At 64.0% G+C, this 23,222-nt stretch carries 17 protein-coding genes; 3 read left to right on the forward strand and 14 right to left on the reverse strand.

The genetic code is table 11. From position 1 onward, the window contains the following. Positions 1-3: 3 nt before the first annotated feature. The gene (gene gyrB / locus H3221_RS04925; RefSeq protein WP_196474379.1) at positions 4-2,424 is read left to right on the forward strand and encodes a DNA topoisomerase (ATP-hydrolyzing) subunit B; all 2,421 of its coding nucleotides are present in this window, start codon (positions 4-6) and stop codon (positions 2,422-2,424) included. A gap of 163 nt (positions 2,425-2,587) precedes the next feature. Here the strand turns inward: gyrB and H3221_RS04930 are convergent, their stop codons facing one another. From H3221_RS04930 to tagH, 14 genes are all read right to left on the reverse strand, one after another. Continuing rightward, complete coding sequence (locus H3221_RS04930) at positions 2,588-3,040, reverse strand: hypothetical protein (RefSeq protein WP_196474378.1); 453 nt, start codon at positions 3,038-3,040, stop codon at positions 2,588-2,590. Next, positions 3,037-3,942, reverse strand: a complete 906-nt coding sequence (locus H3221_RS04935; protein ID WP_196474377.1) for an NAD synthetase — start codon at positions 3,940-3,942, stop codon at positions 3,037-3,039. Before H3221_RS04935 ends, H3221_RS04930 begins: the two co-directional genes overlap by 4 nt. 92 nt (positions 3,943-4,034) lie before the next feature. Beyond that, complete coding sequence (tagQ, locus tag H3221_RS04940; protein ID WP_196474376.1) at positions 4,035-4,934, reverse strand: type VI secretion system-associated lipoprotein TagQ; 900 nt, start codon at positions 4,932-4,934, stop codon at positions 4,035-4,037. Between the two features lie 56 nt (positions 4,935-4,990). After that, entirely contained in the window at positions 4,991-6,793 is a 1,803-nt protein-coding gene (locus tag H3221_RS04945) for a formylglycine-generating enzyme family protein (RefSeq protein ID WP_196474375.1), read from the reverse strand. Next, entirely contained in the window at positions 6,786-7,985 is a 1,200-nt protein-coding gene (locus H3221_RS04950) for an ABC transporter permease family protein (protein ID WP_196474374.1), read from the reverse strand. Before H3221_RS04950 ends, H3221_RS04945 begins: the two co-directional genes overlap by 8 nt. After that, the gene (locus H3221_RS04955) at positions 7,985-8,701 is read right to left on the reverse strand and encodes an ABC transporter ATP-binding protein (RefSeq protein ID WP_318011423.1); all 717 of its coding nucleotides are present in this window, start codon (positions 8,699-8,701) and stop codon (positions 7,985-7,987) included. The genes H3221_RS04950 and H3221_RS04955 overlap by 1 nt, the downstream gene beginning before the upstream one ends. Further along, complete coding sequence (locus H3221_RS04960) at positions 8,701-11,715, reverse strand: serine/threonine-protein kinase (protein WP_196474372.1); 3,015 nt, start codon at positions 11,713-11,715, stop codon at positions 8,701-8,703. The genes H3221_RS04955 and H3221_RS04960 overlap by 1 nt, the downstream gene beginning before the upstream one ends. Further along, complete coding sequence (locus tag H3221_RS04965; protein WP_196474371.1) at positions 11,706-12,443, reverse strand: PP2C family protein-serine/threonine phosphatase; 738 nt, start codon at positions 12,441-12,443, stop codon at positions 11,706-11,708. Before H3221_RS04965 ends, H3221_RS04960 begins: the two co-directional genes overlap by 10 nt. Beyond that, positions 12,443-13,093, reverse strand: coding sequence for a type VI secretion system-associated protein TagF (tagF, locus tag H3221_RS04970; protein WP_196474370.1), 651 nt, complete (start codon positions 13,091-13,093; stop codon positions 12,443-12,445). Before tagF ends, H3221_RS04965 begins: the two co-directional genes overlap by 1 nt. After that, positions 13,090-16,590, reverse strand: coding sequence for a type VI secretion system membrane subunit TssM (gene tssM, locus H3221_RS04975; protein ID WP_196474369.1), 3,501 nt, complete (start codon positions 16,588-16,590; stop codon positions 13,090-13,092). Before tssM ends, tagF begins: the two co-directional genes overlap by 4 nt. After that, positions 16,587-17,918, reverse strand: a complete 1,332-nt coding sequence (locus H3221_RS04980; protein WP_196474368.1) for a DotU family type VI secretion system protein — start codon at positions 17,916-17,918, stop codon at positions 16,587-16,589. Before H3221_RS04980 ends, tssM begins: the two co-directional genes overlap by 4 nt. Before the next feature lie 3 nt (positions 17,919-17,921). Then, entirely contained in the window at positions 17,922-19,256 is a 1,335-nt protein-coding gene (gene tssK / locus H3221_RS04985) for a type VI secretion system baseplate subunit TssK (RefSeq protein ID WP_192984163.1), read from the reverse strand. A gap of 13 nt (positions 19,257-19,269) precedes the next feature. Further along, entirely contained in the window at positions 19,270-19,785 is a 516-nt protein-coding gene (gene tssJ, locus H3221_RS04990) for a type VI secretion system lipoprotein TssJ (protein WP_224490499.1), read from the reverse strand. A 23-nt stretch (positions 19,786-19,808) separates the two neighbouring features. After that, positions 19,809-21,209: a type VI secretion system-associated FHA domain protein TagH gene (gene tagH, locus H3221_RS04995; RefSeq protein ID WP_196474366.1), complete on the reverse strand. Its 1,401-nt coding sequence runs from the start codon at positions 21,207-21,209 to the stop codon at positions 19,809-19,811. Positions 21,210-21,590: 381 nt separating this feature from the next. Between tagH and tssA the strand changes: the two genes are divergently transcribed. Together tssA and tssB are read left to right on the forward strand one after the other, a co-directional pair. After that, positions 21,591-22,616 carry a type VI secretion system protein TssA gene (gene tssA, locus H3221_RS05000; protein ID WP_196474365.1) on the forward strand — a complete coding sequence of 342 codons (1,026 nt, stop codon included), beginning with the start codon at positions 21,591-21,593 and terminating at the stop codon, positions 22,614-22,616. Between the two features lie 85 nt (positions 22,617-22,701). Beyond that, the gene (gene tssB, locus H3221_RS05005; protein ID WP_263482684.1) at positions 22,702-23,217 is read left to right on the forward strand and encodes a type VI secretion system contractile sheath small subunit; all 516 of its coding nucleotides are present in this window, start codon (positions 22,702-22,704) and stop codon (positions 23,215-23,217) included. The last annotated feature ends 5 nt before the right edge of the window (positions 23,218-23,222 follow it).

Here is a 23,222-nt window from a genome sequence, read left to right on the forward strand (position 1 = left end):
GGCATGAGCGAGAACCAAACGTACGACTCCTCCAGCATCAAGGTGCTGAAAGGACTGGACGCCGTACGCAAACGTCCCGGGATGTACATCGGTGACACTGACGATGGTAGTGGTCTGCACCACATGGTGTTCGAGGTGGTCGACAACTCGATCGACGAAGCGCTGGCAGGCTATTGCAGCGAAATCACCATCACCATCCACCCGGATGAGTCGATCAGCGTGCGTGACAATGGCCGTGGTATTCCGGTCGATATGCACAAGGAAGAAGGCGTTTCGGCGGCCGAGGTCATCATGACCGTGCTGCACGCTGGCGGGAAGTTCGACGACAACAGCTACAAGGTATCCGGCGGCCTGCACGGCGTGGGTGTCTCGGTGGTGAACGCCCTCTCCAAGGAGCTGGTGCTGACCATTCGCCGTAGCGGCAAGATCTGGGAACAGACCTACGTCCACGGTGTGCCGCAAGCGCCTTTGGCCGCTGTCGGTGACACCGACGGTACCGGCACGCAGATTCACTTCAAACCGTCCGAAGAGACCTTCGCCAATATCCATTTCAGCTGGGACATCCTGGCCAAGCGCCTGCGCGAATTGTCCTTCCTTAACTCTGGCGTGGGCATCCTGCTGCGCGACGAGCGTACCGGCAAGGAAGAGCTGTTCAAATACGAGGGTGGCCTGAAAGCCTTCGTCGAATACCTGAACACCAACAAGACGGTGGTCAACCAGGTATTCCATTTCAACATCCAGCGCGAAGAAGACGGCGTCGGTGTCGAAGTGGCTCTGCAGTGGAACGACAGCTTCAACGAGAACCTGCTCTGCTTCACCAACAACATTCCGCAGCGAGACGGTGGTACGCACCTGGCTGGTTTCCGTTCCGCCCTCACCCGCCACCTGAACAACTACATCGAGTCCGAGGGCCTGGCGAAGAAGTTCAAGGTCGCCACCACCGGTGACGATGCCCGCGAAGGCTTGACTGCGATCATCTCGGTCAAGGTGCCGGACCCGAAGTTCAGCTCGCAGACCAAGGACAAACTGGTATCGAGCGAGGTGAAAACCGCGGTCGAACAGGAAATGGGCAAGTACTTCTCCGACTTCCTGTTGGAGAACCCTAACGAAGCCAAGGCCGTGGTCGGCAAGATGATCGATGCCGCTCGTGCCCGTGAAGCGGCCCGTAAAGCGCGTGAGATGACGCGCCGCAAAGGTGCGCTGGACATCGCCGGCCTCCCCGGCAAGTTGGCCGACTGCCAGGAGAAAGACCCGGCACTGTCCGAACTCTACATCGTGGAGGGTGACTCCGCGGGTGGTTCTGCCAAGCAGGGCCGTAACCGCAAGACCCAGGCGATCCTGCCGCTCAAGGGCAAGATCCTCAACGTCGAACGCGCGCGCTTCGACCGCATGATTTCCTCTCAGGAAGTTGGCACGCTGATCACTGCGCTCGGTTGCGGTATCGGTCGTGATGAATACAACATCGACAAGCTGCGCTACCACAACATCATCATCATGACCGATGCTGACGTCGACGGTTCGCACATCCGTACCCTGCTGCTGACCTTCTTCTTCCGCCAGTTGCCGGAGCTGGTCGAGCGTGGCTACATCTATATCGCTCAGCCGCCGCTGTACAAGGTGAAGAAAGGCAAGCAGGAGCAGTACATCAAGGACGACGAGGCCATGGAGGAATACATGACCCAGTCGGCTCTGGAAGACGCCAGCCTGCACGTCAACGAGAACGCTCCAGGTCTTTCTGGCAGCGCGTTGGAAAAGCTCGTCGGCGAATACCGTGGCGTGATGAAGACCCTGGACCGCCTGTCGCGTGTTTATCCCAAGGACATCACCGAACACTTCGTCTATCTGCCCCGTATTTCGGTGGAGCAGCTCGCTGACCAGGCCTTTATGCAGAACTGGCTGGAAGGCTTTGCGGCGCGTCTGAAGACCACCGAGAAGTCTGGCCAGACCTACAGTGCCAGTCTTCGCGAAGATCGTGAACGCCACCTGTGGCTGCCGGAAGTTGAAGTGAAATCTCACGGGCTTTCCAGCTACACCACCTTCAACCGCGACTTCTTCGCCAGCAACGATTACAAGACGGTCACCACCCTGGGTGATCAGTTGAACAGTCTGCTGGAAGAAGGCGCCTACGTGCAGCGTGGCGAGCGCAAGAAACCGGTCAGCACCTTCAAGGAAGCGCTGGACTGGTTGATGACCGAAAGCACCAAGCGCCACAGCATCCAGCGATACAAAGGTCTCGGTGAAATGAACCCGGATCAGCTGTGGGAAACCACCATGGACCCGGAAGTGCGTCGCATGCTCAAGGTGACCATCGAAGACGCCATCGCCGCCGACCAGATCTTCAACACTCTGATGGGCGATGCCGTGGAGCCGCGCCGCGACTTCATCGAGTCCAACGCCCTGGCGGTGTCGAACCTGGACTTCTGATGGCTACTCTGTTGCCAAGTCAGTCATGCTAGTGGGCGTGAAATGAAAAGCCCCTGTCGATGCGAATCGACAGGGGCTTTTCATTTTTAACGGGTGGTCGGACTCCGGTAGCCAGGCTATGGTTAGCGACTCGCTACCCCGCTTTGCCTGCATCCAGATTGAGCTAGCGTTGACGAGCCTTCCTGTAGCGGTCACGCCAAGCCGCACGCTGACCGCGTACTTCCACCATGGCCGTCAGCATGGTGCGGTAACGCTTGCTGTTGAGTGTCAGCAAGGTACCCAATGACAGCAACAGACCGATGGAATACAGCAGATCAGGTGCGCGCCTGCCCCAATGACCGATGATAATCAGTATGCAAGCGGCCATGGCTACCACTATCAGCCATACAGCCCAGGGACGACCGCGAATCACCAGAAGGTTGGCCGCGCACAGGTACAAGGATATCCCGCAGCTGCCCAGCATCATGTAGATGCCATAGTCTTCCAAGCTGGGCGGATAGACCTCGAGCAGCAGAATTTGGCTGACTGCCATGGAGAACAGTGCCAGGAAGAAAGCACAGATGAATATCGAGAAATGTCGACGCAGTATCGTGAGGAAATCGAGTCCCTGGTTCACTCCGATAGCTCCTCGTAAAGACCGATGGCGTAAGTCTGTACCATGCTGCTGCCAAGCAAGCCGATTCCGGCTCCCAACGCATCTCTGATATTGATAGCCAATGTCGATGAGATTTCACTGGTACTGAAGCGTTTCGGAAGCTCGCCGCTGCTCTGCAACGCTTTACGGAGGGCGGGAGTAAGCGCTGGATTGCGATTCTCCAGGATCTCGTTGGTCAAACGTCGCCGTTCCTGACGGCTCAAGCCATTCAGGCTTTGATACCAGCTTCGCCCTGTCATGGCCCTGCGCATGTTCATCACGCGCAAAATCGTTGCTCCTGCCCCGGCTACACCGCCCAGAGAAATGATATCCAGTGCTCTGGACACGTCCTGATACCACTGCTGGCTGTCCAGTCTATCGAGTGCTTCCGGGTTGTTCACTTCGGTATAGACTCGCGCAGCACCGGCTACACATTGCACAGAGCTCGCTGATGCGGCTGCTACGCCCAGTGTCGTGATCACCAGACTCGCCCCTCCGGTGAACGGCACGATGGCCGTACCACCAATGATCGCGATCCATCCCAACACCGCCCCTGCACAGGCCAGGCTGGTGTTGACGCTCTCTGCAACCAGCCGCGACTCGCGCGGATTGGATTGCACCTGCTGGACGAACTGCTGTGGCGAAACATTGCGCTGGGCTTCACGAATGATGATGCGCTTGGGCCTGATGCTGCAGATCGGGGTGAACTCGCGCAGGGTCACCACGTTGAAATTGGCATCGATGTACACCACCCCAGCACCGGAGATGGCGGGGTCGGCATCGATGGCTGAGTAGAGTTTGCGCAGGTCGATCATGGCTTCGATGCGCTGTCGTGCCATGACCTGTGATGGGGTGTTTCTCAACCCGATCAGGTAGTCGGACATTTGCCCTCCTTGGTAGAAACTCCGATAGCCGCTGCTCCGTCTGGAAAGGGCGGACCAGCGGCGCGTCCGGTCAGTCAATCATCCGCAAGGACTCAGACGTTCGGGCAGGGAATCGGTGCCCAGTCGCCCATATCCGGGTTGCTGCACATGCTGTTGACCTGGTTGCTACCGGCTACAGCCACCTGTTGGCTCTTGCTCTGCTTGGCTTCGGCCTGCTGCAGAACGCGCTCGGTAGTGACGGCTTCGGTAGGCACCTTGGTCTGCTTGACCGGCTTGTTGGCAGGGGCCTTGGCGACTGTGGTCACTTCGGCGCGCTCGACGCCAACGTTCTTCAGGTCAGCCTCGTAAGCCTGGGTGTAGTTGCTCAGGTTCTCACTCGCCTTGCCGTTGACGGCGGTGATCAGGTTGTTGGACTCGTTCAGGCCGGCAATGATTTCGGCCAGACGCTTGCGCCCTTCTACATCGTTGATCGCGCCGGACTTACGCTGCTCCAGCAGGCTGGTGAACTCTTTCTGATAGCAGCTCTGCGAGGCTTCGGCGTAGGCAATGCTGCGGTCGAAGGTGCTGGCACTGGCATTGATGTCGGTGGAGTAGGAGCCAATGCGCTGGCGGTCATCGCTGATCTGCTGTTGCTTGGAGGTGTAATAGGCCGCTGCGCCACCGATCAGGGCACCGCCGGCGGCGCCGATGGCAGCGTTACGCGAGCGATCTTCCTTGTCGGCAGTCAACGCGCCGGTCAAGGCGCCGCCGACTGCACCCAGCACGGCGCCGGTAGCGATCGAGCGAGTCATGTTGGAGTCGGTATCGCGCAGGTGCTGGACGGGTTGGTAGCAGCTTGGGTAATAGGTGACCTCGGTGGTTTTACCGACACGGTTGACGGCGGAGGTGGAGCAGCCGCTGACCAGTACGGTCATCGAAGCAAAACCGATAGCGGCGAGTGTCATGACGCGGCCGCGAGGTTGCGAGGTGAGGTTCTTAGTGGATGGACGCATAGCTAGGCTCTCTCTGCTTGTGGTTGATTGATGTCTGGAGATAAAGGCTGGTGCACTCACGGTTGCGGCACCGCCTGCGTTTCCAGCAACTGCTTGAGGATCTCGGCCGGATTGGCACGTTGTTGGGCGCGGTACAGCGCGACGTGATCGACGAACAGGGTGGCGCGGTTGACCAGGCTGTTGCCGATCACAGGCTTGCGCGCGAGTTCTTCCTTGATGCGCTGGAACTGCACCTGGATCACCGCGTTGGTGTACCGGGTACCGCTGGCCATGTTGTCGATGTAGATCGCTACGGCGCCATTGAGCGCCTTGGTGCCGTTCGCAATCGCGCCAGCGAATATCTGCGCAGAGGCAGCGTCATTGTTCTGCTGCGCCTGGCGTTGACTCTTGCGCAGGTTGGTCAGGCGGATGTTGTAGTTGTTGATGGTCTCGGCCACCAGGGCAGCAGACTGGATCAGGTTGCTAGCGGCCTCTTCGCGCTGGCGGGCGATCAGCGAGACGTTGCGCTTGAGCTCTTCATTGACCAGCCCGAGTTCGGCCTGCAGGCGCGGGTCGGCGGTGCTGGCGATGATGCTGTCCAGGCGTTGGGTCGGATCCTCGGCATCGCCGATGTCATCGGTCAGCCCCGCCAGGCGTCCCTGTTTCTGCCATTGGGCGAAGAGCTCGTCGTAGCGCGAGCGTGGGGCGGACAATGCGCCGATCGCCACACGAAAGCCGGTGGTCTCGTTACGCTGCTCGCTGCCATCGGCGCCGAACAGCGGGTACTCGCGGCGCATGCCGGTAAACAGCGTGCCCTCGCCTTCCAGGTAGTTGCCACCCTTGACCACGAAACCGCCATAGGTGCCCTGGCGGCGCCCGGCACTGACCAGCTGGAAAGACTCCTGCACCATCTCGGCGGCGTTGCCGATCACGTCGAACAGCCCCAGCGGGTTGGCCTGCTTGGTGCCGATCGGCATCAGTCGGGGCGCCTGTCCGGTACCGCCGGCCACCTGGTTGAACACGGCCCAGTTGGCCAGCGGGCCATCATCGTCACTGCCCTCGACCGGACGCGGGAAAAGCCGCCCTTCCAGCTCCTGGCGGCTGACCTGCGAGCCACCCCGGGCAGCGAACTCCCATTCCACTTCGGTGGGCAGACGAACGAACGCCGCGCCGCCCTCTTCTGCCTTGCTGCCTTTACCGCTCACGGGTAGCAGATCACGGTGATTGGCCAGCAGCCAGGCGCTGTAGACCGCGGCAAAACGCTCTGCCTCGAAACGCGACAGTTTCACCTGCGGCAGTCGCCCGCTCATATCGGTGACGGGCACACAGGCAGGTGCAGGCTCGCCACTGGCCAGCGCCTGAGCCTGGGCCATGACCTGAGCATACTGACGGGCTGTGACCTCGTACTTGCCGATGAAATACATCATCGGTCTCAACGGGCTGCCGGCGTCGATCCTGGGCAGGTGCTCGGCGATCTGTTTCTGCCACTGCGGCGCCAGGTCCTGAAGGCTGAACTGGCCGTTGATGAAGTCGCGACGATAGCCGGAGATGAAGGATTGCTTGTAGCCAGCCTCACCTTCGCTGAATGGATAGCCCAGGCTGACTTCGCGGTCGTCCAGGCTGCCCTGGGTGAGCACGTAGACATGGCGGAACAGCATTTCGCCGCCACAGGGCAGCGGTAGGCTGACGTCACCGGGTAACGGTTTGGGGTTGTCCAGTCTGGCCAGTTGCTCCGCATCGAGTTTGCGGGGAGCCTCAGCGTTGGACTGCGCAGGTGTGGCGGGTGTGCTGGCCGCTGGTCGCTCATCGCCCGGCGAGCAGGCCGTCAGCGTGAGCGTGGCGAGTATCAGGGCGGAGGCAGCGAAGCGACTGTCAGACATCACGAATTCCTTGAGAGGCGTCGATCCGGGCCACGCGCACGCCTCCCAGCGCAGCGGCAAGGGCGCTGGCCAGCAGAACGGCACCGAGGGCCACCAGGTAATGTTCAGGCAGCAGACGACTGGCGTAATCGCCCGGTACCTGTACGAAAAGATGGTTGAGACCGCCCTCCGCCAGTCGATACAACAGGGCCGACAGGACGCTGGCGAACAGGCCGCTGTAAAGCGCCTGGAGAATCAAAAACAGCAACAACGCGCCGCTGCCGAAGCCCAGCAGGCGCAGCACGGCCAGTTCACGTTGCTTACGCTCGACGGCGGCCAGGGCGCCGGCACTGGTGGCTGCCACCGCGCCGCCAAGAGCCAGGGTGGTAATTAGCCAGAACAGCAAATCGAGGTTGCGGCTCAGTGCCTGCACCTGCGCGATCTGAGCTGCCTGGGTGACGACCTGCACCTGTTGTGCGGTCAGGAACTGGCGCAGTGGTTCGACGTCATCCAGCGCGCGCGCGTACAGACGAAAACCGGGATAGATGCGCGACGCCTGTGTTGCCGCTGCGCCCGGCCAGCCCAGCGCAGGCACAGACAGACCGTCGCGGTAGTCCTCGATGGCTTCCAACAGTGCCGCTTGCGCGAACAGTGCATCGCGCTCGAAGGCGGCCAAAGGCAACACCGCCAGCACCTGCAGGGTGGTCTGTTGCCACTGCAGGTCGCCGCCATGCTGGCGACCGAAGCGTGCCTGCAGCTGGCCTCCGGGCGTGATGCCCAGCTTCTCGGCAGCGCTATGACTAAGCACCACCTGGTGCAGCGTCTGCGGCACCGGCAGGTCCTGCAGCAGCGGATCGCCTGCCGCCGTCGGAAGCATCTCCACGCCTACCCTCGCCTCCCCTGGCGCTACCTGCAATTCGCTGGTGGCGGCGATCTGCCGGGTACGTGGGATGGCGAACGCGACGTCCTCGCGTTGCCCCAGTGCTTCGATGAACTCTGCCTGCAGGCGCGTGCCGCCCAGCGGGATGATTTCGCGTACGGCAGGGTCGCGTTGCAGGCGCTCGGTAAGGCTGCCGACCAAACCGTGCTTGAGGCCGAACAGCACCAGCAGCGGCGCGATCACCGCCACCAGGGCCAGCACGCTGCACGCTGAAAGGCGCGCTTCGCGGCGATAGTCCTGCCAGGCCAGCCCGGCGATCAGCAAGGGGCGCATCAGGCGACCTGCTCCAGATGGGCGCTGACACCGCCATCGGCATCGCGCCGGCAGTTCATGCGCAGGATGGTCAGCCCGGCGCGCTGCGCCAGCGCCTCGTCATGAGTTGCAACGACGCAGGTTGCACCGGTTGTCGTGGCCTGATCGAGCAGCAGCTGCATGACCCGTTCGGCGTTGAGCGGGTCCAGCGCCGCAGTGGGTTCGTCGGCCAGCAGCAATTGCGGCCCGTGAGCCAACGCCCGTGCACAGCTGACGCGCTGGCGCTGGCCGATCGACAACTGAGCGGGATATTTATCCAGCTGCTCCTGCACATCCAGCGCCTGTGCCAGCCGCCGGACCTGACCGCTGTCTGCCATCCCGAGCAATTGCCGGGGCAGAGCGATATTGCGGCGCACATCGAGAAAACCGAGCAGCCCGCCAGCCTGCAGCACGTAACCCAGATAGTGGCTGCGCAGCTGTGCCAGCTGGCTGTGCCGGCCTTGCCGCCATAATCCGGCGATATCACTGATCGAGCCGGACAACTCGAGGCTGAAGGTTTCGGCGGCATCCGGTGCCAGCACCAGGGCCAGCAGATCGAGCAAGGTGCTCTTGCCGCAGCCGCTGGGGCCAACCAGCGCCACCTGCGCGCCGGCCTCAAGCTGTAACTGCTCGATGGCCAGGCTGTAGCGCTGTGCGCCCTGGCCACGTTGCTTGAGGACCTGCTGCAGGCGAATCATCATGGCAGCGTCGACAGCGGGACGCGGTACAGGGCGTCGCCCGGTTCGGCGTTGCCGAAGCGCACCCAGTTGGCCATGTCGTTGTGGAAGGTTTCGTAGAGGCGAATCTTCGACTCCAGCTCGTCGATGAAATCCTCCTGCTCGGCCACCGACAGCGACAACCAGAGGTCCTGGCTCATGCTCAGTGCCTTGCTGCGATACGGCAGGCCGTCGAGGTACTCGCCGAGCACACCGCTCTGCGCCAGATTGGCGCCCTGGCGCAGCGCCGAGGGGTCGCGACTCATGTAGGCGCTGGCGCTGGCGATCTCGCTGAAGAAGTCGGCTGGCGAGGTCCTGGTCTTGCGCGCGGCGTCGACGATCAGCTTGAGCGATTGCTGCAGGTCGTTGAGCTGCAGCTTGGTCAGCATCACGCACACCTGCAGTGTTGGCAGCGTCGGGTTGCTCAGGTCGCGGTCAGCGGTCCAGGCACTGACCAGCTGCGGTGCCTGGCTGGCGCTGCGGCGACCAAGAAAATCCATGTGCATGGCGTAGCCGATGGCCTGTGACTTGGCCGCCAGGTTGACTCCCCCGGACAGTTCCGGGATGACGGGCGCCTGCTGTGCGCGGACCTGCTGCGCCAGTTCGGCGAAGGTCGAGCCGATCTCGCGCACACGCTCACCGAAGGCCCGCACATCACCGCCCGGCACCGAGACGTAGAGGTCGCCGATCTGCGGGTTGCTGTCGGCCGTCAGCACCCGATACTGCAGCTCGGCCGAGGCGTGGTTGGCTTTGCCGGCGGGGGTGCGCAGGTGCAGTGCGAATATCTTGATCTGCTTGCTCAGTGCCGCCTGACGCACCTCGGCCTCGTTCATCGAGGTGCTGCTGTAAGGGTCATTCTTGCGCAGTGCGCCGGCGTCGCTGACCAGCAGGATCAGGCGGCCGCCATAGCTCGACCAGTCCATGCCTTCTACGGCCTGCATGACGCCGGCGAAGGCATCTTCGTTGAAGGAGTGGCTGGACACGGTGGTCGCCTGCACCTGTTCAGCGGTACGCAGGAAACGCTGCGGATCGCTGCCCTCCTCAAGGCTCACCAGGGTCTTGCTCAGGTACTGCAGGCCCGGTGTGCGCGACGTGCTGTTGCGATAGCCGACCAGGCCGAAGCTGACGTTATCCAGCTCACCGCGCGCCTGCAGCTGAGTCTGCAACTCGCTGACCACCTGACGCACGCGGTCGATATAGGGCTGCATCGACACCGAGGTGTCGACCACCAGCACGATGCCGGTCCGGAAGCCCGTGTCGCTGGCAGCGGTCGGCTGTTCGGCAGGCGTCTGGGCGTCGCTGCCGGGGTCGATCGAGGCGATGTTGAGCAACTGCACCGGTTGACCGTCGGCATCGAAGGTTTCGCGGAAGTCGAAGATCGGCATCAGGTAGAACTGGTCCTGCGGAACCGCACTGCTCGTCGGCTCCAGTGCCACCACCTGTGGCACCTGCTCGGGATCGTTCTGTGCCTGCATCAGTAGCTCGCGCGCCTGGCTGGTGCGGTCGATCAGGCGCTCGACGTCGGAGGCCTGTTGCATGAACAGTACCGGCGCCCGCCCGGAACGCTCGGTGAACTTCAGCACCAGGCTCTGTTTCCAGTCAGCAGCCTGGTCGGCGGCGATCCAGCCTTGCACGCGGCCATCGCTGGCCGCACCGACCTGCATCCAGGACTGGCCGTCCTGGTTGCGCCGGGCATACACATAGAGCACCGAGAAGGCCGGCAATGCTTCGCCGGTGGCGGCGCCCGGAGCACTCATCAGCTGCGCCCCGGGCTTGGCCAGGATGCGTTGGTAGAGCGTGGTCTTGCCCGGCATCAGCAGCGGCCGCTCGCCGGCCTCACCGGTATCGTCAGCCAGTGGCGCGACAGCTGCGCCCTGCCCGGTGCTTTGCGGCGAGCTATCCGCAGCCACCACGGCGGATGGCTGGCCGAGCCACCAGTAGGCGCCGCCACCGAGGCCCAGCGCAGCAGCCACGGCTACTGCCAGCAGCGCCATACGTGGCCCCTTGCTGGCAGTGGACGGTCGTGCCGCTGCGCTGCCGGCAGTGGCAGTCGGTGCGGGTGCCACGGTTGGCGCCGGGCTCGGCGTACTGCGTGGAATCTCGATGGATACCGGTTGCAGCTCCCCCAGTTCACTCGTCGAGGGCGCGCCCAGTGTCGCTTGCTGGGTGAACGCTGGACGGATCAGGGTGGCATCCGAGTCGGGTGCTGGCTGGGCATCGAGCGCGGCCAGCAGTTCCCTGGCATCGTTGAAACGCTCATCTGGGTTCTTCGCCAGCAGGCGTTGCAGCAGGGCCTGATAACGGCTGTGCTGCAGCGGCAGATCTGGCAACGGCTGAGTCAGGTGTGCCAGTGCCGTGGACAGTGCGTCGGTGCCCATGTACGGCAGCTCGCCGACCAGTATTTCGTAGAGCACGACGCCGAGGGCGTAGAGGTCGGCGCGGCCGTCGATATCCAGCCCGCGCGCCTGCTCGGGGCTCATGTAGTTGGGCGTGCCAACGGCGAAACCGACCTGGGTGAACTGGGTACGGTCGTCGAGTGACTTGGCGATGCCGAAGTCCGACAGTACCGCCGTGCCGTCGGCGCGAAAGAGGATGTTGGCCGGTTTCACGTCGCGGTGGATCAGCCCCTGGCTGTGGGCATAGCCCAGCGCCGAGGCGATCTGGCGGATGTACTGCAAGCCCTGCTCGGGGCTCAGGCCGGCGGCGATACGCTCACTCAGGGTACCGTTGGGCAGGTACTCCATGGCCATGTAGTAGTGCTCGCCGGCATTGCCGATGTCGTGCACGGTGACGATATGCGGATGCGCCAGACGCGCAAGGGTCTTGCCCTCACGCAGGAAACGTTCGCAGAACGAGGCGTCGGCCGCCAGCGCCGGGGCCATGATCTTCAACGCTACCTTGCGCTCGAGCGAGCGTTGCAGAGCCAGGTAGACGGTGGCCATGGCGCCTTCGCCAATCATTCTGTCGATGTCGAAACCGGGAATGTTCAGGTCCATGAGACGGGCTCGTTCGCCTTGATGACGATGGCGGTGATGTTGTCGGGAGCGCCGCGTGTCAGGCCTAGATGGACCAGGCTGCGCACCACCTGATAGGGGTCGTTGTGCGCCAGCACATCGCGGATCTCGTGGTCTTCGGCCGTGCGGGTAAGGCCGTCACTGCACAACAGCCAGGTGTCGCCGGGCTGGATGTCGAAGACGCTGCAAGCGAGCTCCAGCTGGTCCTGCACGCCTACCGCGCGGGTAACGACGTTGGCGCGCGGGTGCAGGCGCGCCTCGGCTTCGCTGAGCAGGCCGCTGTCCTGCAGGTCCTGCACGTAGCTGTGGTCACGGGAAACGGCCTGCAGCTCGCCTGCCCGTAGTCGGTACAAGCGGCTGTCGCCGGCCCACAGGCACAAGCCCTGGTTACCGCGGGCGACCATCAACACCACGGTGCTACCCATCATGGTCACGCCACGCAAATGGGTTTGCTCGCGCACGGCAGCGTTGATCTGGCTCAGGCTGAGCCGAAGCACATGCTCGTAGTCACTCAGGGTGTCGCTCGCCCTGATGTGACGCAGGCTGTCGACGATCAGGCTGCTGACGTAATCGCCGGCCGCGTGCCCGCCCATGCCGTCGGCCACCACCCAGAGGCCCGCTTCCGGGCGCTCCAGGTAGGCGTCTTCGTTGATCTGACGAACCAGGCCGACATGGCTGTAGGCCGCTGACTGGTAATGCAGTGCAGTCATTACGCGACGACCTCCGGGCCCAGCAGATAAGCCGCGAAGGACTCGGTCGGTGGCAGCCCCTGGCAACGGCGCAATCCGGGCGCGATGCGTTGCGAGCCACGCCCCCACCACAGGCTGGCACCGCTGCAGGCCTCGGCTGCGAGCGCTGCCAGGCGTCCCGGCACATCGACCACCGGCCAATGCTGCAGACCATGCGCCTGGTCGTAGGCGGGCAGCGTCGTAGCCGGCAGGGGCTCCAGGCTCTGCACCGCTGTCTCGAATTCTTCGAAGCGGGCACCCTCTTCCAGGGTGCTCAGCAGCAGGTCCTCGATCCGCTCGAACCACGCTTCGTTCGCCTGCAAGGCCTGCAGCGGCTGCCCGCCAGGAATACGGCAGGCAACCGTCAGCGGAAAGTAGCGGCCAACGCGGTCGATGCTCGGCATCAGCACCCCGGCCATGGCCTCGCCACCGCAGACGCCTGGGGCGAGTGCGAAGCGCCACAGCGGGCTGGTCAGGTAGGCGTCCAACCAGCTTTCGCCGAGCTGGATCTGGCTGCTCTGCAGGCCAGCCGATAGCCAGGCGTCCCAGCCGCGTTGGAAGTCTTTCGTCAGGTTGCGTTCGATGAAGTCGCCGCGACTGGCGACCTTGCCGTAGAAACCCATCATCGTCATAGCCGCTCCGGAAGGGTGAAGCCGGCCACTGCGCGACTCTTGAAAGGATTGAAAGCACTGCTGGCGCGCAGTTCGTAGGCAACGCTGGAGCGGTCCAGGCGTACGCGCAGGTTGAAGCGATCCGGCGAGGCGCCACCAATCAGCTCGGACTGATCGAGCAGGCGGAACCAGGCCCACGGCCCTTCCAGGGTCAGCGCCGAGCGACCGCCCTCGACCGGTGGCGACACCGTGAGGCGCACCACGCCGATGCTGCCGGGGTTCGGCCATTGCACCGCGACCGGCCGGCTTGGGCCGTGGTCGAAGCCGATCAGCTGACCGTCGAGATCGAGCTGCGACTGGCTGATGGTGGCATCCATGCTCACCGGCTTGAGGTCGAAGCGCACGCTGGGTTGCAGGCCGCCACTGCGGAAATACTCGTCGCGGATCAGCGCCGCCCGCTGGAAGGTCTGCAGCACGCCGGCGGAGATGCCCAACTTCTGCGCCGCGCCCGGCTGCCAGCGCCAGTTGCGTGCCGAGGTGTCGACGTAGGGTTGCAGGTACTTGCGGAAATAGCTGTCCATGACCCCGCCGACGCCGAAGAACTGGCCGAAATCATCCAGCGTGGCGTCGCGCTGGCTGCCCGGCACCATTGGGTAGCGGCCGCTCAGCGACTGCCGCCAGACGTTGACCACATCACTTTGCCAGGCGGCGTTGAGCTGGTTGCGTACCCCGCCCATCATGCTGTTGGTGCTGGCGGCGACGACCGAACGGACCAGTCCCTGGACCAATGCGGGCTGGCGTGCGGCGGTCAGGTTGGCCCGCGCTGCTGCGGCGCTGGCCTGATTCTTCGCTTCGCCGAGCAGCGCATCGCCGCTGGCGCCAACCATGCTGCTGAGTTGCACGTAGAGTTCGTTGAGGTCTGCCAGCAGACCATCGATGGCCATCGGCGCCGACGGGTCCTGGCTGACCAGGCTGTTGAGTTCGGCGAAATGTGCGCTGACGGGATCGATCTGCGTAACCGCAGCCACGGCATTGCCGGCCGGGCTCTGGCCGAGCAGCGAGCCGAGTTTCTGCTTGAGTTGCTCGACACCTTCGTCAGTCGTACCGGCCACGCTTTCGGACTCTGGCGCCTGCTGCAGGTCGGTTTCCCGTGCCACCGCGATCAGCAACTGCTTGAGTGGCGAGGATGGTCCGGACAGGATCCGCAGCACGTCTGCGGCCTGAGCCACGCTGGTGATCGACACGAAGTCGAGGTCGGCCAGCAGCGCATCCCACTGCTGCACGTAATCACGCAGGTACAGCTGGCGCACATCGGCGGCCAGGTTCACGGCATCCTGTGTGCTGTCGAGCTGACGGCCCAGTACCCATTGTTCCTCAGCCACGACACTGGCCTGGCTGACGCTAGCGCGCAGAAAGGCTTCGCGGTAGCCACTGCGTGTGTAGAAACCGCTCAGTGGGTCGCTCAGCGCTTTACCGCTCTTGCGCGTGAAGACCAGTGCGGCGTCGCGCCCGGCGGCCTCGCTGAGGCGGAAGTCGTTGACCCCGGCCGGCAGCTTCTGCCGCTTGACCCGGTCATACACACGCTGCGCCAGCGGCAGGCGCTGCAGCTGCATGCGCAACTCGTCGATCAACCGCTGATCCAGGCGCGCATCCGGTGGGCGCCGTTCGAACAGCGCTTGCAGGTGGCCGTCGAGGGCCTGGCGTTGCTCGCCCGACAGATCGCGCGGCAGGCTCTGATCCCAGTCCAGGCCGATCCAGGCCTTGATGAACTCGGCGTCGTACTGCTCGCCGCCACCGAACATCAGGTAGGCCTTGAGCCCTTCGTAGAGGTAGTCGGAACCGCCGCCCGTACGCAGCTGCTCCTCGATTCGGCTGACCAGGCGCGGGGCGAAGGTGGCTACCAGCAAGCGGCGATAGACGCTCGCGGTCTGCTCTTCGAGCATGTCGCCCTGGTACAGACCCAGGCCCTTGGCCCAGTCCGGCGGGTCACCGGCCAGGTTGCGTACGGCGCTGAGCAGGGGCAGCACCGCCAGCACATCGCGTTGCGCCGGGCTGAGGCTGCGTACCTGCTGCTCCAGAGGCGCAGTGCGGGCACCGACCTGGGCGATGTAGTCGCGATTGGCGTTGAAGCTGAGCAGCCACAGCGTGCTCACTACCAGCACCAGCAGCACACTGGCTGCCAGCGAACCGATGGCCAGCCATTTGCGGCGGCGCTCGACTTTTTGGTCGACGCCGACCAGGCCGCGCTCGGCGAATGCGACGCGGCTGAACAGATGCTGGAGGAAGTAGCTGCGACCGCTGCCACTCTGCCGGGCCAGGTGCTGACGGTCGAGGCTCATACTCTGCGCCATGGCGCCGATCAGGCGGTCGATCGGGCTGCCTTCCTGGGTACCGCTGGTGAAGTACACGCCGCGCAGCAGGGTGCGCTCCTCGTAGGCATTGGGTTTGAACACACCATTGAGGAACTCGCCGAGCAGGCTCTTGATCGCGGCGAACTGCTGCGGGAAACCGTAGATCAGGTCGCGTCGGGCCGGGTCGCGTTCGCGCTGCAGACGCTCGACCAGACGTTGATTGAGGCGTTGCTCGAGTGCGACGAACTCGCTGTCGAAACTCTCTAGCGGGCCGCCGACGCTTTTGCCGTCATCCAGGGCGAAGGTGAAGCCCCAGACCTGGGCGCGCTCCTCACGGCTGAGGTCATCGAAGAACTCCATGAAGCCCGGCACCAGGTCGCACTTGGTGAGCATGACGTAGACCGGGAAACGCACGCCGAGCTGGCTGTACAACTCCTGCACCCGCGAGCGGATCGCCGCCACGTGCGCGGCGCGCTCGCTGTCGCTGCTCTGCAGCAGGTCGGACAGGCTGATGGCGATGAAGGCACCATCGATCGGGCGACGCGCGCGCTGGTTCTTGAGCAGGTCGAGAAAGCCGAGCCAGGCGGCCTTGTCCACTTGGGCGTGACTGTCCTGGGTGGTATAGCGCCCGGCGGTGTCAAGCAGCACGGCCTCGTCGGTGAACCACCAGTCGCAATTGCGCGTACCGCCCACACCACGAACGGCGCCTGCGCCCAGCTGGGCCGCGAGGGGGAAATTCAGCCCGGAGTTGACCAGTGCGGTGGTCTTGCCGGAGCCCGGCGGGCCGATGATCACGTACCACGGCAGCTGATACAGGTTGCGCCGCTCATCGCCGCCCAGGCGCGCCTTCTTCAGCAGCGCGAGGGCTTCGTCCATGCGCTGGCGCAGGGTCGCCAGCTCCTCGGCGGTGGCCACGCTGGCCGCGTCCGGCGGCGTTTGCGCGGCCAGGCTGTCGAGCACCTTGCGCTCCTGCTGGCGTTCGCGCAGCAGGCAGAACAGGCGCCAGCCGAGCCACAGTGCGAACAGTACGACGATCAACGTCCAGCGCGTCCAGGCCGGCTGCAGCACGTTGAGCAGCGGTCCGATGAACCAGATGATCAGGCTCAGGGCGATCAGCCCGAGCACAGGGATGACCCAGCGGGTGATGAATCCGAACAGCGCCTTCACTCCACACCCTCCGCCAGTACGGTGATCTCTACGCGGCGATTCTTCGCCCGCCCCTCGGCCGTGGCATTGGAGGCCAGCGGTTCGGTGTCGCTCAGACCCTCGGCACTGAAGCGCTGGGCCTGGCCGGTGCGCGCCGCGAGCATCTGCAGCACCTCCTCGGCACGGGCGCGCGACAGCGCCCAGTTGGACGGGAAGCGCAACGTGGCGATCGGCTGGTTGTCGCTGTGCCCGGTGATGCGCACCTGGCCCTTGACCTTGGCAATCGCCTCGGCGATGCGCAGCAGCAACGGCTGGAAGTCATCGCGGATGCTGGCGCTGCCGGAGCTGAACAGCTCGTCGCCACGGATGGTGACTACCGAACGGTCGACGCCATCCTCGACCGCTACGCGATTGGCGCGAATGTCGTCGGCGAGGAAGGTGGCCAGGCGCGGCCGCTCGACCACGCGCGGCCTGACCACCGCCGGCTCGATGCTCTGCACCGGCACCTCGCCGAGGGCGTGAATCTGCCGGAACACCGGTTCGGCATCGGCCGTCAGCTTCATCCGCAGCACCAGCAGCAACACCAGCAGCAGCGCCAGTGCCACGGCCAGACCGACCCAGGGCGGCAGCAGCCGCGACAGGCGATCCGGTGCAACGCTGACTCCGCGCCAGTGCGGTGACAGCTCGTGTTCGCGTTCGCCACGTACGCTGCGCAGGGTCGCGGCAGTGCGCTCGCGCAGCGCCTCCAGTTGGCTGCGGCCATCGTGCATGACCCGATAACGGCCTTCGAAGCCGAGGCTGGTGCACAGGTACAGCAACTCCAACAGGTCGAGACGTTCGCGCGGGCTTTGCAGGCAGTGTTCGAGCAGCTGGAACACCTTCTCGCCGCCCCAGGCCTCGTTGTGCACGGTGATCAGCAGGCTCTGCTTGCCCCATTCGCTGGTACTGCCCCACGGCGTACTCAGCACCGCTTCATCGAGCGCGGTACACAGCGCGTAGCGCGCCAGCAGCACATCGTTGCGCGGCACGCCGGCGGCTTCGGCGCGTTGCTCGAACTGGCGCAGATAGCCCAGCAGCTGTGCACGCAGGCTGGCCGGTGCGGGATGGGCGAGGGTGCTGCGCAGTCGGGTGAGCATGCTCAGCAGCGGGCCGGCGGCCTGCTCCAGAGGATTCATGCCACGGGCCTGGCCCGCCGGTAGCGGTGCGGCCGGCATCTGCAGCGGTGCAGCCGGTACCTCGGCGGCGGGCTGCGGCCCACGGCCACCCGGGCGCGGCATGAACTGGGTGCGGTCGTTGTTTTGCGGCTGCGCTGCCGGTGGCTTGTTCAGCCAGTCGTCTTGATCCGTCATGGATTAACCCCGTATCGCCCAGAAGGCCAGGTTCAGGCCGGGGTACTCGCCCGCGACGTGGAAGGCGAAGCCGCCGGAATGTGCCAGCTGCTTCCAGTGTTCGCTGCCACGGTCCAGCTCGTAGTAGGTAGAGCCGGCGTGGAACGGGATCTGCCGTGGGGCCACCGGCAGCGGCAGCAGGTTGATGCCCGGCAGCTGCAGGTTGACCAGGTCGCGAATGTGCTCCACCGAGCCGATCTTGCTCTGCTGGCCGAAGCGTCCGCGCAGGGTTTCGGCGGGCATGTCGGCGCGTACCACCAGGACGAAGCTGGCGTTATCCAGCAGGCTGCGGTCGGCCAGCATGGCCACGTGCACACCATAGGCCTTCTCGACGATGGGAATCGGCACGGCCTTGCTGTCGATCAGCATCGACAGCGCTTCACGCAACGCCTGCATCACCGGGGTGAAACAGCTTTGCAAATCGTCGTGCAGGTAGATCGGAAACTCCGACGGGCGCCGCCCGGCGCTTGCAAAGGTGGCGAATTCACCGGCCAGGGCCAGCAATTCGCTGTACAGGCGCTCCGGGTGCAGCGGTTGCAGTTGGGCCAGGTGGGCGAACAATGGTTGGGCGCGGTTGACCAGCTGCAGCAGCATGAAGTCGGCGATCTCCGAGGCGCCGCCGGCGCTGGAGGCCACCACACGCCCGGCGAGTGCTTCGCCGCGCTGATGCAGCAGGCCCAGCAGCTCGCCACGAAATGCTGCCAGCGGCGCACTTGCTGCCACGTCGAGCAGCGGCGCAATGTACTGTTCGTCCAGCACCAGCGCCCGGTCTGCGCGTTTTTCGCGGACTCGCGCGACGCCCAGTACGGCGTATTCCTGCAGGCCGTCGGCGGCGGTCAGCAAACGCAGTGCGCGTTCGCCGACCATCACCGGTACGCGGCTTTCGAATGCGGCGTTGTCGTCACGCACCTCGCGAACCTGGCCACGGTAGCGCGCGCCACCCAGTGCTTCACCCGCTTCGACGGTGTCACGCACACCCGCCCGGCGCAGCGGCAGGGCCAGATAGACCACGCCGTCGCGCAGGTCGTCGGGGATTTCCAGCGGCGCTGGCGCCACGTCGTCCTGCGGGATATTGAACGGCGTGCCGTCGGGTAGCAGACCACGGGCGCTGACGATGGCCAGTTTGCCTTGTGCCAGTAGCCCCATATCGAGTTGCAGGTCGGCGAAGCCCCAGCCAGCCGCTGACAGTGGGCGGCTGCGTGCATCGATCAGCGCCTCCAGGTAGCGGTCGTGCTGCTGGAAATGCTGGGTGCCGATGAACATGCCTTCGGACCAGATCACACGGTTGTTCCAGGACATCAGGGGGCTCCTGTTAGCGAGAATCAAGGCGAGACGGCGCGGCGAGCTCAGCAGCGCTGGCGGCGTTGATCCCGAGGTCGATGCGGTAATGAGTGTGCGTACCCTGCTTCGGCTCCAGCACCAGGCGCCACTGCGCCCGGTCGATTTCGCGGTAGCCGACCACCAGGCCGAGATGACGGGTTGCCGGATCCAGCACACGGGTCAATTCACGGGTCTGGCCGGGATGCACCAGCCATTCATCCTCAGCCACCCGTTCGTTGCCCAGGCTTGCCGCCGCACGTTCGGCGAGGCTGAAGTAATCTGTCCGGCTGAACGCGGCGGCGCTGCGCAGCTCCAGCAGGCGCACGCGTACGGGCGCGCTGTAGCCGTCGGTGGTGGGGTTCAGCTCATCGCCAGCCTGCAGCAGCAGGACTACGGTGGTCGGCTCCTGCGCGGTGTCGGCACTCTCCATCGCGTCCTTGCTGCAACCACTGCTCAGTGCTGCCAGCAGAAGGCCCAACAGAACGGGCCGGGGTGTTCGTTTGCACACGTTGCTCATCCTTGTCTGCGCCCTCAAGGGCGACGTTGACGGGCGATATGTTGCTCATAGGCCCGGCCGAACTCGCGGCCGAACAGGTCCTGAAAATCGTCTTCGGCTTCGCGCGAAAGGGTCGAGTAGAGTTCGACGAACTGCTGCCAGCACTGCGCCTGGCGAGCGTTCGGCAGCAGGCTGGCCAGCCCGCCGCCCTTGCCCATGCGCGCTTCCAGCTCCTGCGGCTCGAAGCGCGCCAGCAGGTGACGAATGGCCGCCTGCACACCTGCCATGACGGCCAACTGATGGGCGCGCAGATCATCGAAGCCGTCCTGCACGGCCTGGTCGGCCGACATGAACGCCGAATTGCCGCCACGCAGCAGCAGGAGCAGGGCCTCTTCCGCGTTGGGCGCGAACTTCAGTGGGTTGTTTTCCACTGGCTGCACCATGGTCTGCTGCAGGCGGAACTCGCCTTTGAGGCTGCTGCGCGCCCGCAGCACGTCGATCAGACCATCGACCATCAGGCGGTAACTGCGTCCGATGCTTTCCATCTGCGCGCCTGCCTGCTGGGTATCCAGGCGCAGGCGCTCCAGCCCGGCACCGCGGAGGAAGGCCTGCAGCAGCATGTCGTCGTTCTGAGCAACCTGCGGCTGACTGGCGGCAGGAGCAGGCGCGGGGGCAGGTACTGCAGGCAGAGGTGGCAAAGGTGCCGGCTCTGCCTGCAGGGCAAGGTCCACGGCTGGCGCTGCTGCCGGGGTTGCCGCGGCAGGTGTGATGTTGTCGAGCAGGTCCCAGTCATCAGGGATCAGGCCTGGCTCGAGGCTTGGTTTCTGCTCGACCGGAGGGGTTCTGACCTCCGGTGGACGGAAGTCATGCTGCTGCGCCGGGACATGATCGGAGACAGGTACTGGCGCCGATGTGCTTGGGCCGAGAAAGTCGAAAAGATCCGGCAATGTCTCGTGTGGGGCGACGCTCTGCAGGTGGGCGCTGGCCGGGGAGTCGAAGGGGGTTGCCGGGGAGCTGAAAGGTTCGGGCGGAGCGTCCTGACGGCTCGCCATCAGGGCTTCGAAACTGCTCCCGGAAGGGACGGCGGAAAACGGTGCGGCGCCTTCTGCAATGGAACTTTCCAGTGCTACCTGAATTTCGTATTCACCGATGCGAATAACTTCGCCGTGATTCAGAAGTTCACTGTTGCCGCGTTGCATGCGTACACCAGCCTTGACCAGCTCCACACCATTGGTGCTGCTGTCGGTGATGTAGTAGCGGCCATCCTTGTTTTGCACAAGGCAATGCTTCGTCGAAACAAGGCGCGACGGGTCCGGTAATACCCAGTCATTATCAGGCCCGCGGCCAATTGCCAGCGAACCATATTCCAGGGTTTTCTCGGGGCATTGACCAGGGGTGATCTTGTGATAGCTGGTGATGATCAAACGCAGCGCCATGTGGCCTCCTTGCCCGGCTTTCGTGAATCCCGCAAAACTCATGAAAGCCTTTATTCATGCGGCTTTCAGACCGCATACAGCCCTCTTCAAAAGTCCATCAAGCGGGCTCTGGAACGCGAAAACACGCGATGTTACCTTTTGCTTCGTGATTCCCGTATGTGCCGAAGCGCGCAACTTCCCGAAACTTTGTCCTCAGTCACAAAGGTCTTGGGTGGGCGCCAGTCTACCTTGACTTTAAACATTTTTAAGTTGAAAAATGCGCGACGCCATCGAAATCGTGTAGTGGCCAATCAATATTAAAGGTTGATTGGCTTAGTGCAAGCCAGGATGAAGCTACTGCACTTTTGTGACACGGTTCAAATCGATAAGGAGATCGAGTACGTGGAGAATTCGTTGTTGCTCACCGCTGTTTCAGATGCGTCGCCATGTGGTGACGATCTGGAATACGACAGCGATTTTCTCCAGCTCGAGCGCGATGCGCTGGGGCGCCCGGAGCGCGCCATGGGTGATTCCATTCAGCCCGCCGAGCCGCCCGAATGGCGCCAGCTGGAACAGGCCTGTCACCTCCTGTTGCAGCGCAGCAAAGACCTGCGCATCACGCGCTACCTGCTGCAAAGTCGCCTGGCACTGCGCGGTCTCGAAGGCCTTGCCGACAGCCTCGAATTGATCTTCGAACTGCTCTCGCGCTACTGGCCCGAGATTCATCCGCAGCTCGATGCCGATGACGACAACGACCCCACCGTCCGCATCAATACCCTCTCCGCGCTGACCTGCGAGACCACCATCGGCCTGCTGCGCAGTGCCGTGCTGGTTCGTTCGCGGGTGTTCGGCAACATCACCTTGCGCGCGGCGCTGAATGCCGCCGGTCTGCACTTGGCCAATAGCGAAAGCCTGAGTGTCGAAGAACTCGGCGGCGCCCTGCAGGATGCCGACAGCGAAGCCTTGCAGCTCACGCACGAAGCCCTGAAGCGTGCGCTGCACAGTTTGAACGCCATCGAGCAACTGGTCAGCGAACAGGTCGGCTCGGCACAGGGCGTGGATTTCTCTGCGCTGCAGCAGCCGCTCAAGCTGGCCCTGCAGGTGCTCGGCGACAGCCCGGTTGGGGCCGCTTCGGAGGATTACCCGGCAGGCGGCGAAGCTGCGCCAGAGCAGCTTGCGCAGCACGCGCCGGTGCCGGTCGCTGCGCGCGCCAGCGGCGAAATCAGCAATCGCGATGATGTGCTCAGAAGCCTCGAGCGGATCCTCACCTATTACGCCCGCCACGAGCCATCCAGCCCGTTGCCGGTGCTGCTTAACCGGGCTCGCAGCCTGGTCAATGCCGACTTCGCGACCATCGTGCGCAACCTGATTCCCGATGGCATGAGCCAGTTCGAAAACCTGCGCGGCCCCGACGCAGACCAGGCCTGATCGGGCCTGGCATGCGGGATCACGCTTCACCGTAGATGGCCGAAGGCCGACACGCCGCGTCGCGTCAGGCGACCAGGAGAAAATCATGGCGAACAGCAGTTCTCAGAAGTTCATCGCGCGCAACCGCGCGCCACGGGTGCAGATCGAGTACGACGTCGAGTTGTACGGCGCCGAGAAGAAGGTGCAGTTGCCGTTCGTCATGGGCGTCATGTCCGATCTCACCGGCAAGCCGGCCGAGCCTTTGGCGCCAGTGGCCGAGCGCAAGTTCCTGGAAATCGACGTCGACAACTTCGACTCGCGCCTCAAGGCGATGAAGCCGCGTGTGGCCTTCAACGTGCCAAACGAGCTGACCGGCGAAGGCAACCTGAGCATCGACATGACTTTCCAGAGCATGGATGACTTCAGCCCGGCCGCCGTGGCGCGCCAGGTCGATGCTCTCAAGCAACTGCTGGAGGCCCGTACCCAGCTGGCCAACCTGCTGACCTACATGGACGGCAAGACCGGTGCCGAGGACATCATCATGAAGGCGATCAAGGACCCTGCACTGCTGCAGGCCCTGGCTAGTGCGCCGAAACCCCAGGACAACGAGCCCCAGGCCTGATTCGG

The sequence above is a fragment of the Pseudomonas chaetocerotis genome, from assembly GCF_015712105.2.
GTDB lineage: Bacteria > Pseudomonadota > Gammaproteobacteria > Pseudomonadales > Pseudomonadaceae > Aquipseudomonas > Aquipseudomonas chaetocerotis.

Excerpts from the sequence above, each read along its gene's own strand:
- gyrB (WP_196474379.1), top strand. The coding sequence starts at position 4 with ATGAGCGAGAACCAAACGTACGACTCCTCCAGCATCAAGGTGCTGAAA.
- H3221_RS04935 (WP_196474377.1), bottom strand. The coding sequence starts at position 3,942 with ATGTCCGACTACCTGATCGGGTTGAGAAACACCCCATCACAGGTCATG.
- tagQ (WP_196474376.1), bottom strand. The coding sequence starts at position 4,934 with ATGCGTCCATCCACTAAGAACCTCACCTCGCAACCTCGCGGCCGCGTC.
- H3221_RS04945 (WP_196474375.1), bottom strand. The coding sequence starts at position 6,793 with ATGTCTGACAGTCGCTTCGCTGCCTCCGCCCTGATACTCGCCACGCTC.
- H3221_RS04950 (WP_196474374.1), bottom strand. The coding sequence starts at position 7,985 with ATGCGCCCCTTGCTGATCGCCGGGCTGGCCTGGCAGGACTATCGCCGC.
- H3221_RS04955 (WP_318011423.1), bottom strand. The coding sequence starts at position 8,701 with ATGATTCGCCTGCAGCAGGTCCTCAAGCAACGTGGCCAGGGCGCACAG.
- H3221_RS04960 (WP_196474372.1), bottom strand. The coding sequence starts at position 11,715 with ATGGACCTGAACATTCCCGGTTTCGACATCGACAGAATGATTGGCGAA.
- H3221_RS04965 (WP_196474371.1), bottom strand. The coding sequence starts at position 12,443 with ATGACTGCACTGCATTACCAGTCAGCGGCCTACAGCCATGTCGGCCTG.
- tagF (WP_196474370.1), bottom strand. The coding sequence starts at position 13,093 with ATGACGATGATGGGTTTCTACGGCAAGGTCGCCAGTCGCGGCGACTTC.
- H3221_RS04980 (WP_196474368.1), bottom strand. The coding sequence starts at position 17,918 with ATGACGGATCAAGACGACTGGCTGAACAAGCCACCGGCAGCGCAGCCG.
- tssK (WP_192984163.1), bottom strand. The coding sequence starts at position 19,256 with ATGTCCTGGAACAACCGTGTGATCTGGTCCGAAGGCATGTTCATCGGC.
- tagH (WP_196474366.1), bottom strand. The coding sequence starts at position 21,209 with ATGGCGCTGCGTTTGATCATCACCAGCTATCACAAGATCACCCCTGGT.
- tssB (WP_263482684.1), top strand. The coding sequence starts at position 22,702 with ATGGCGAACAGCAGTTCTCAGAAGTTCATCGCGCGCAACCGCGCGCCA.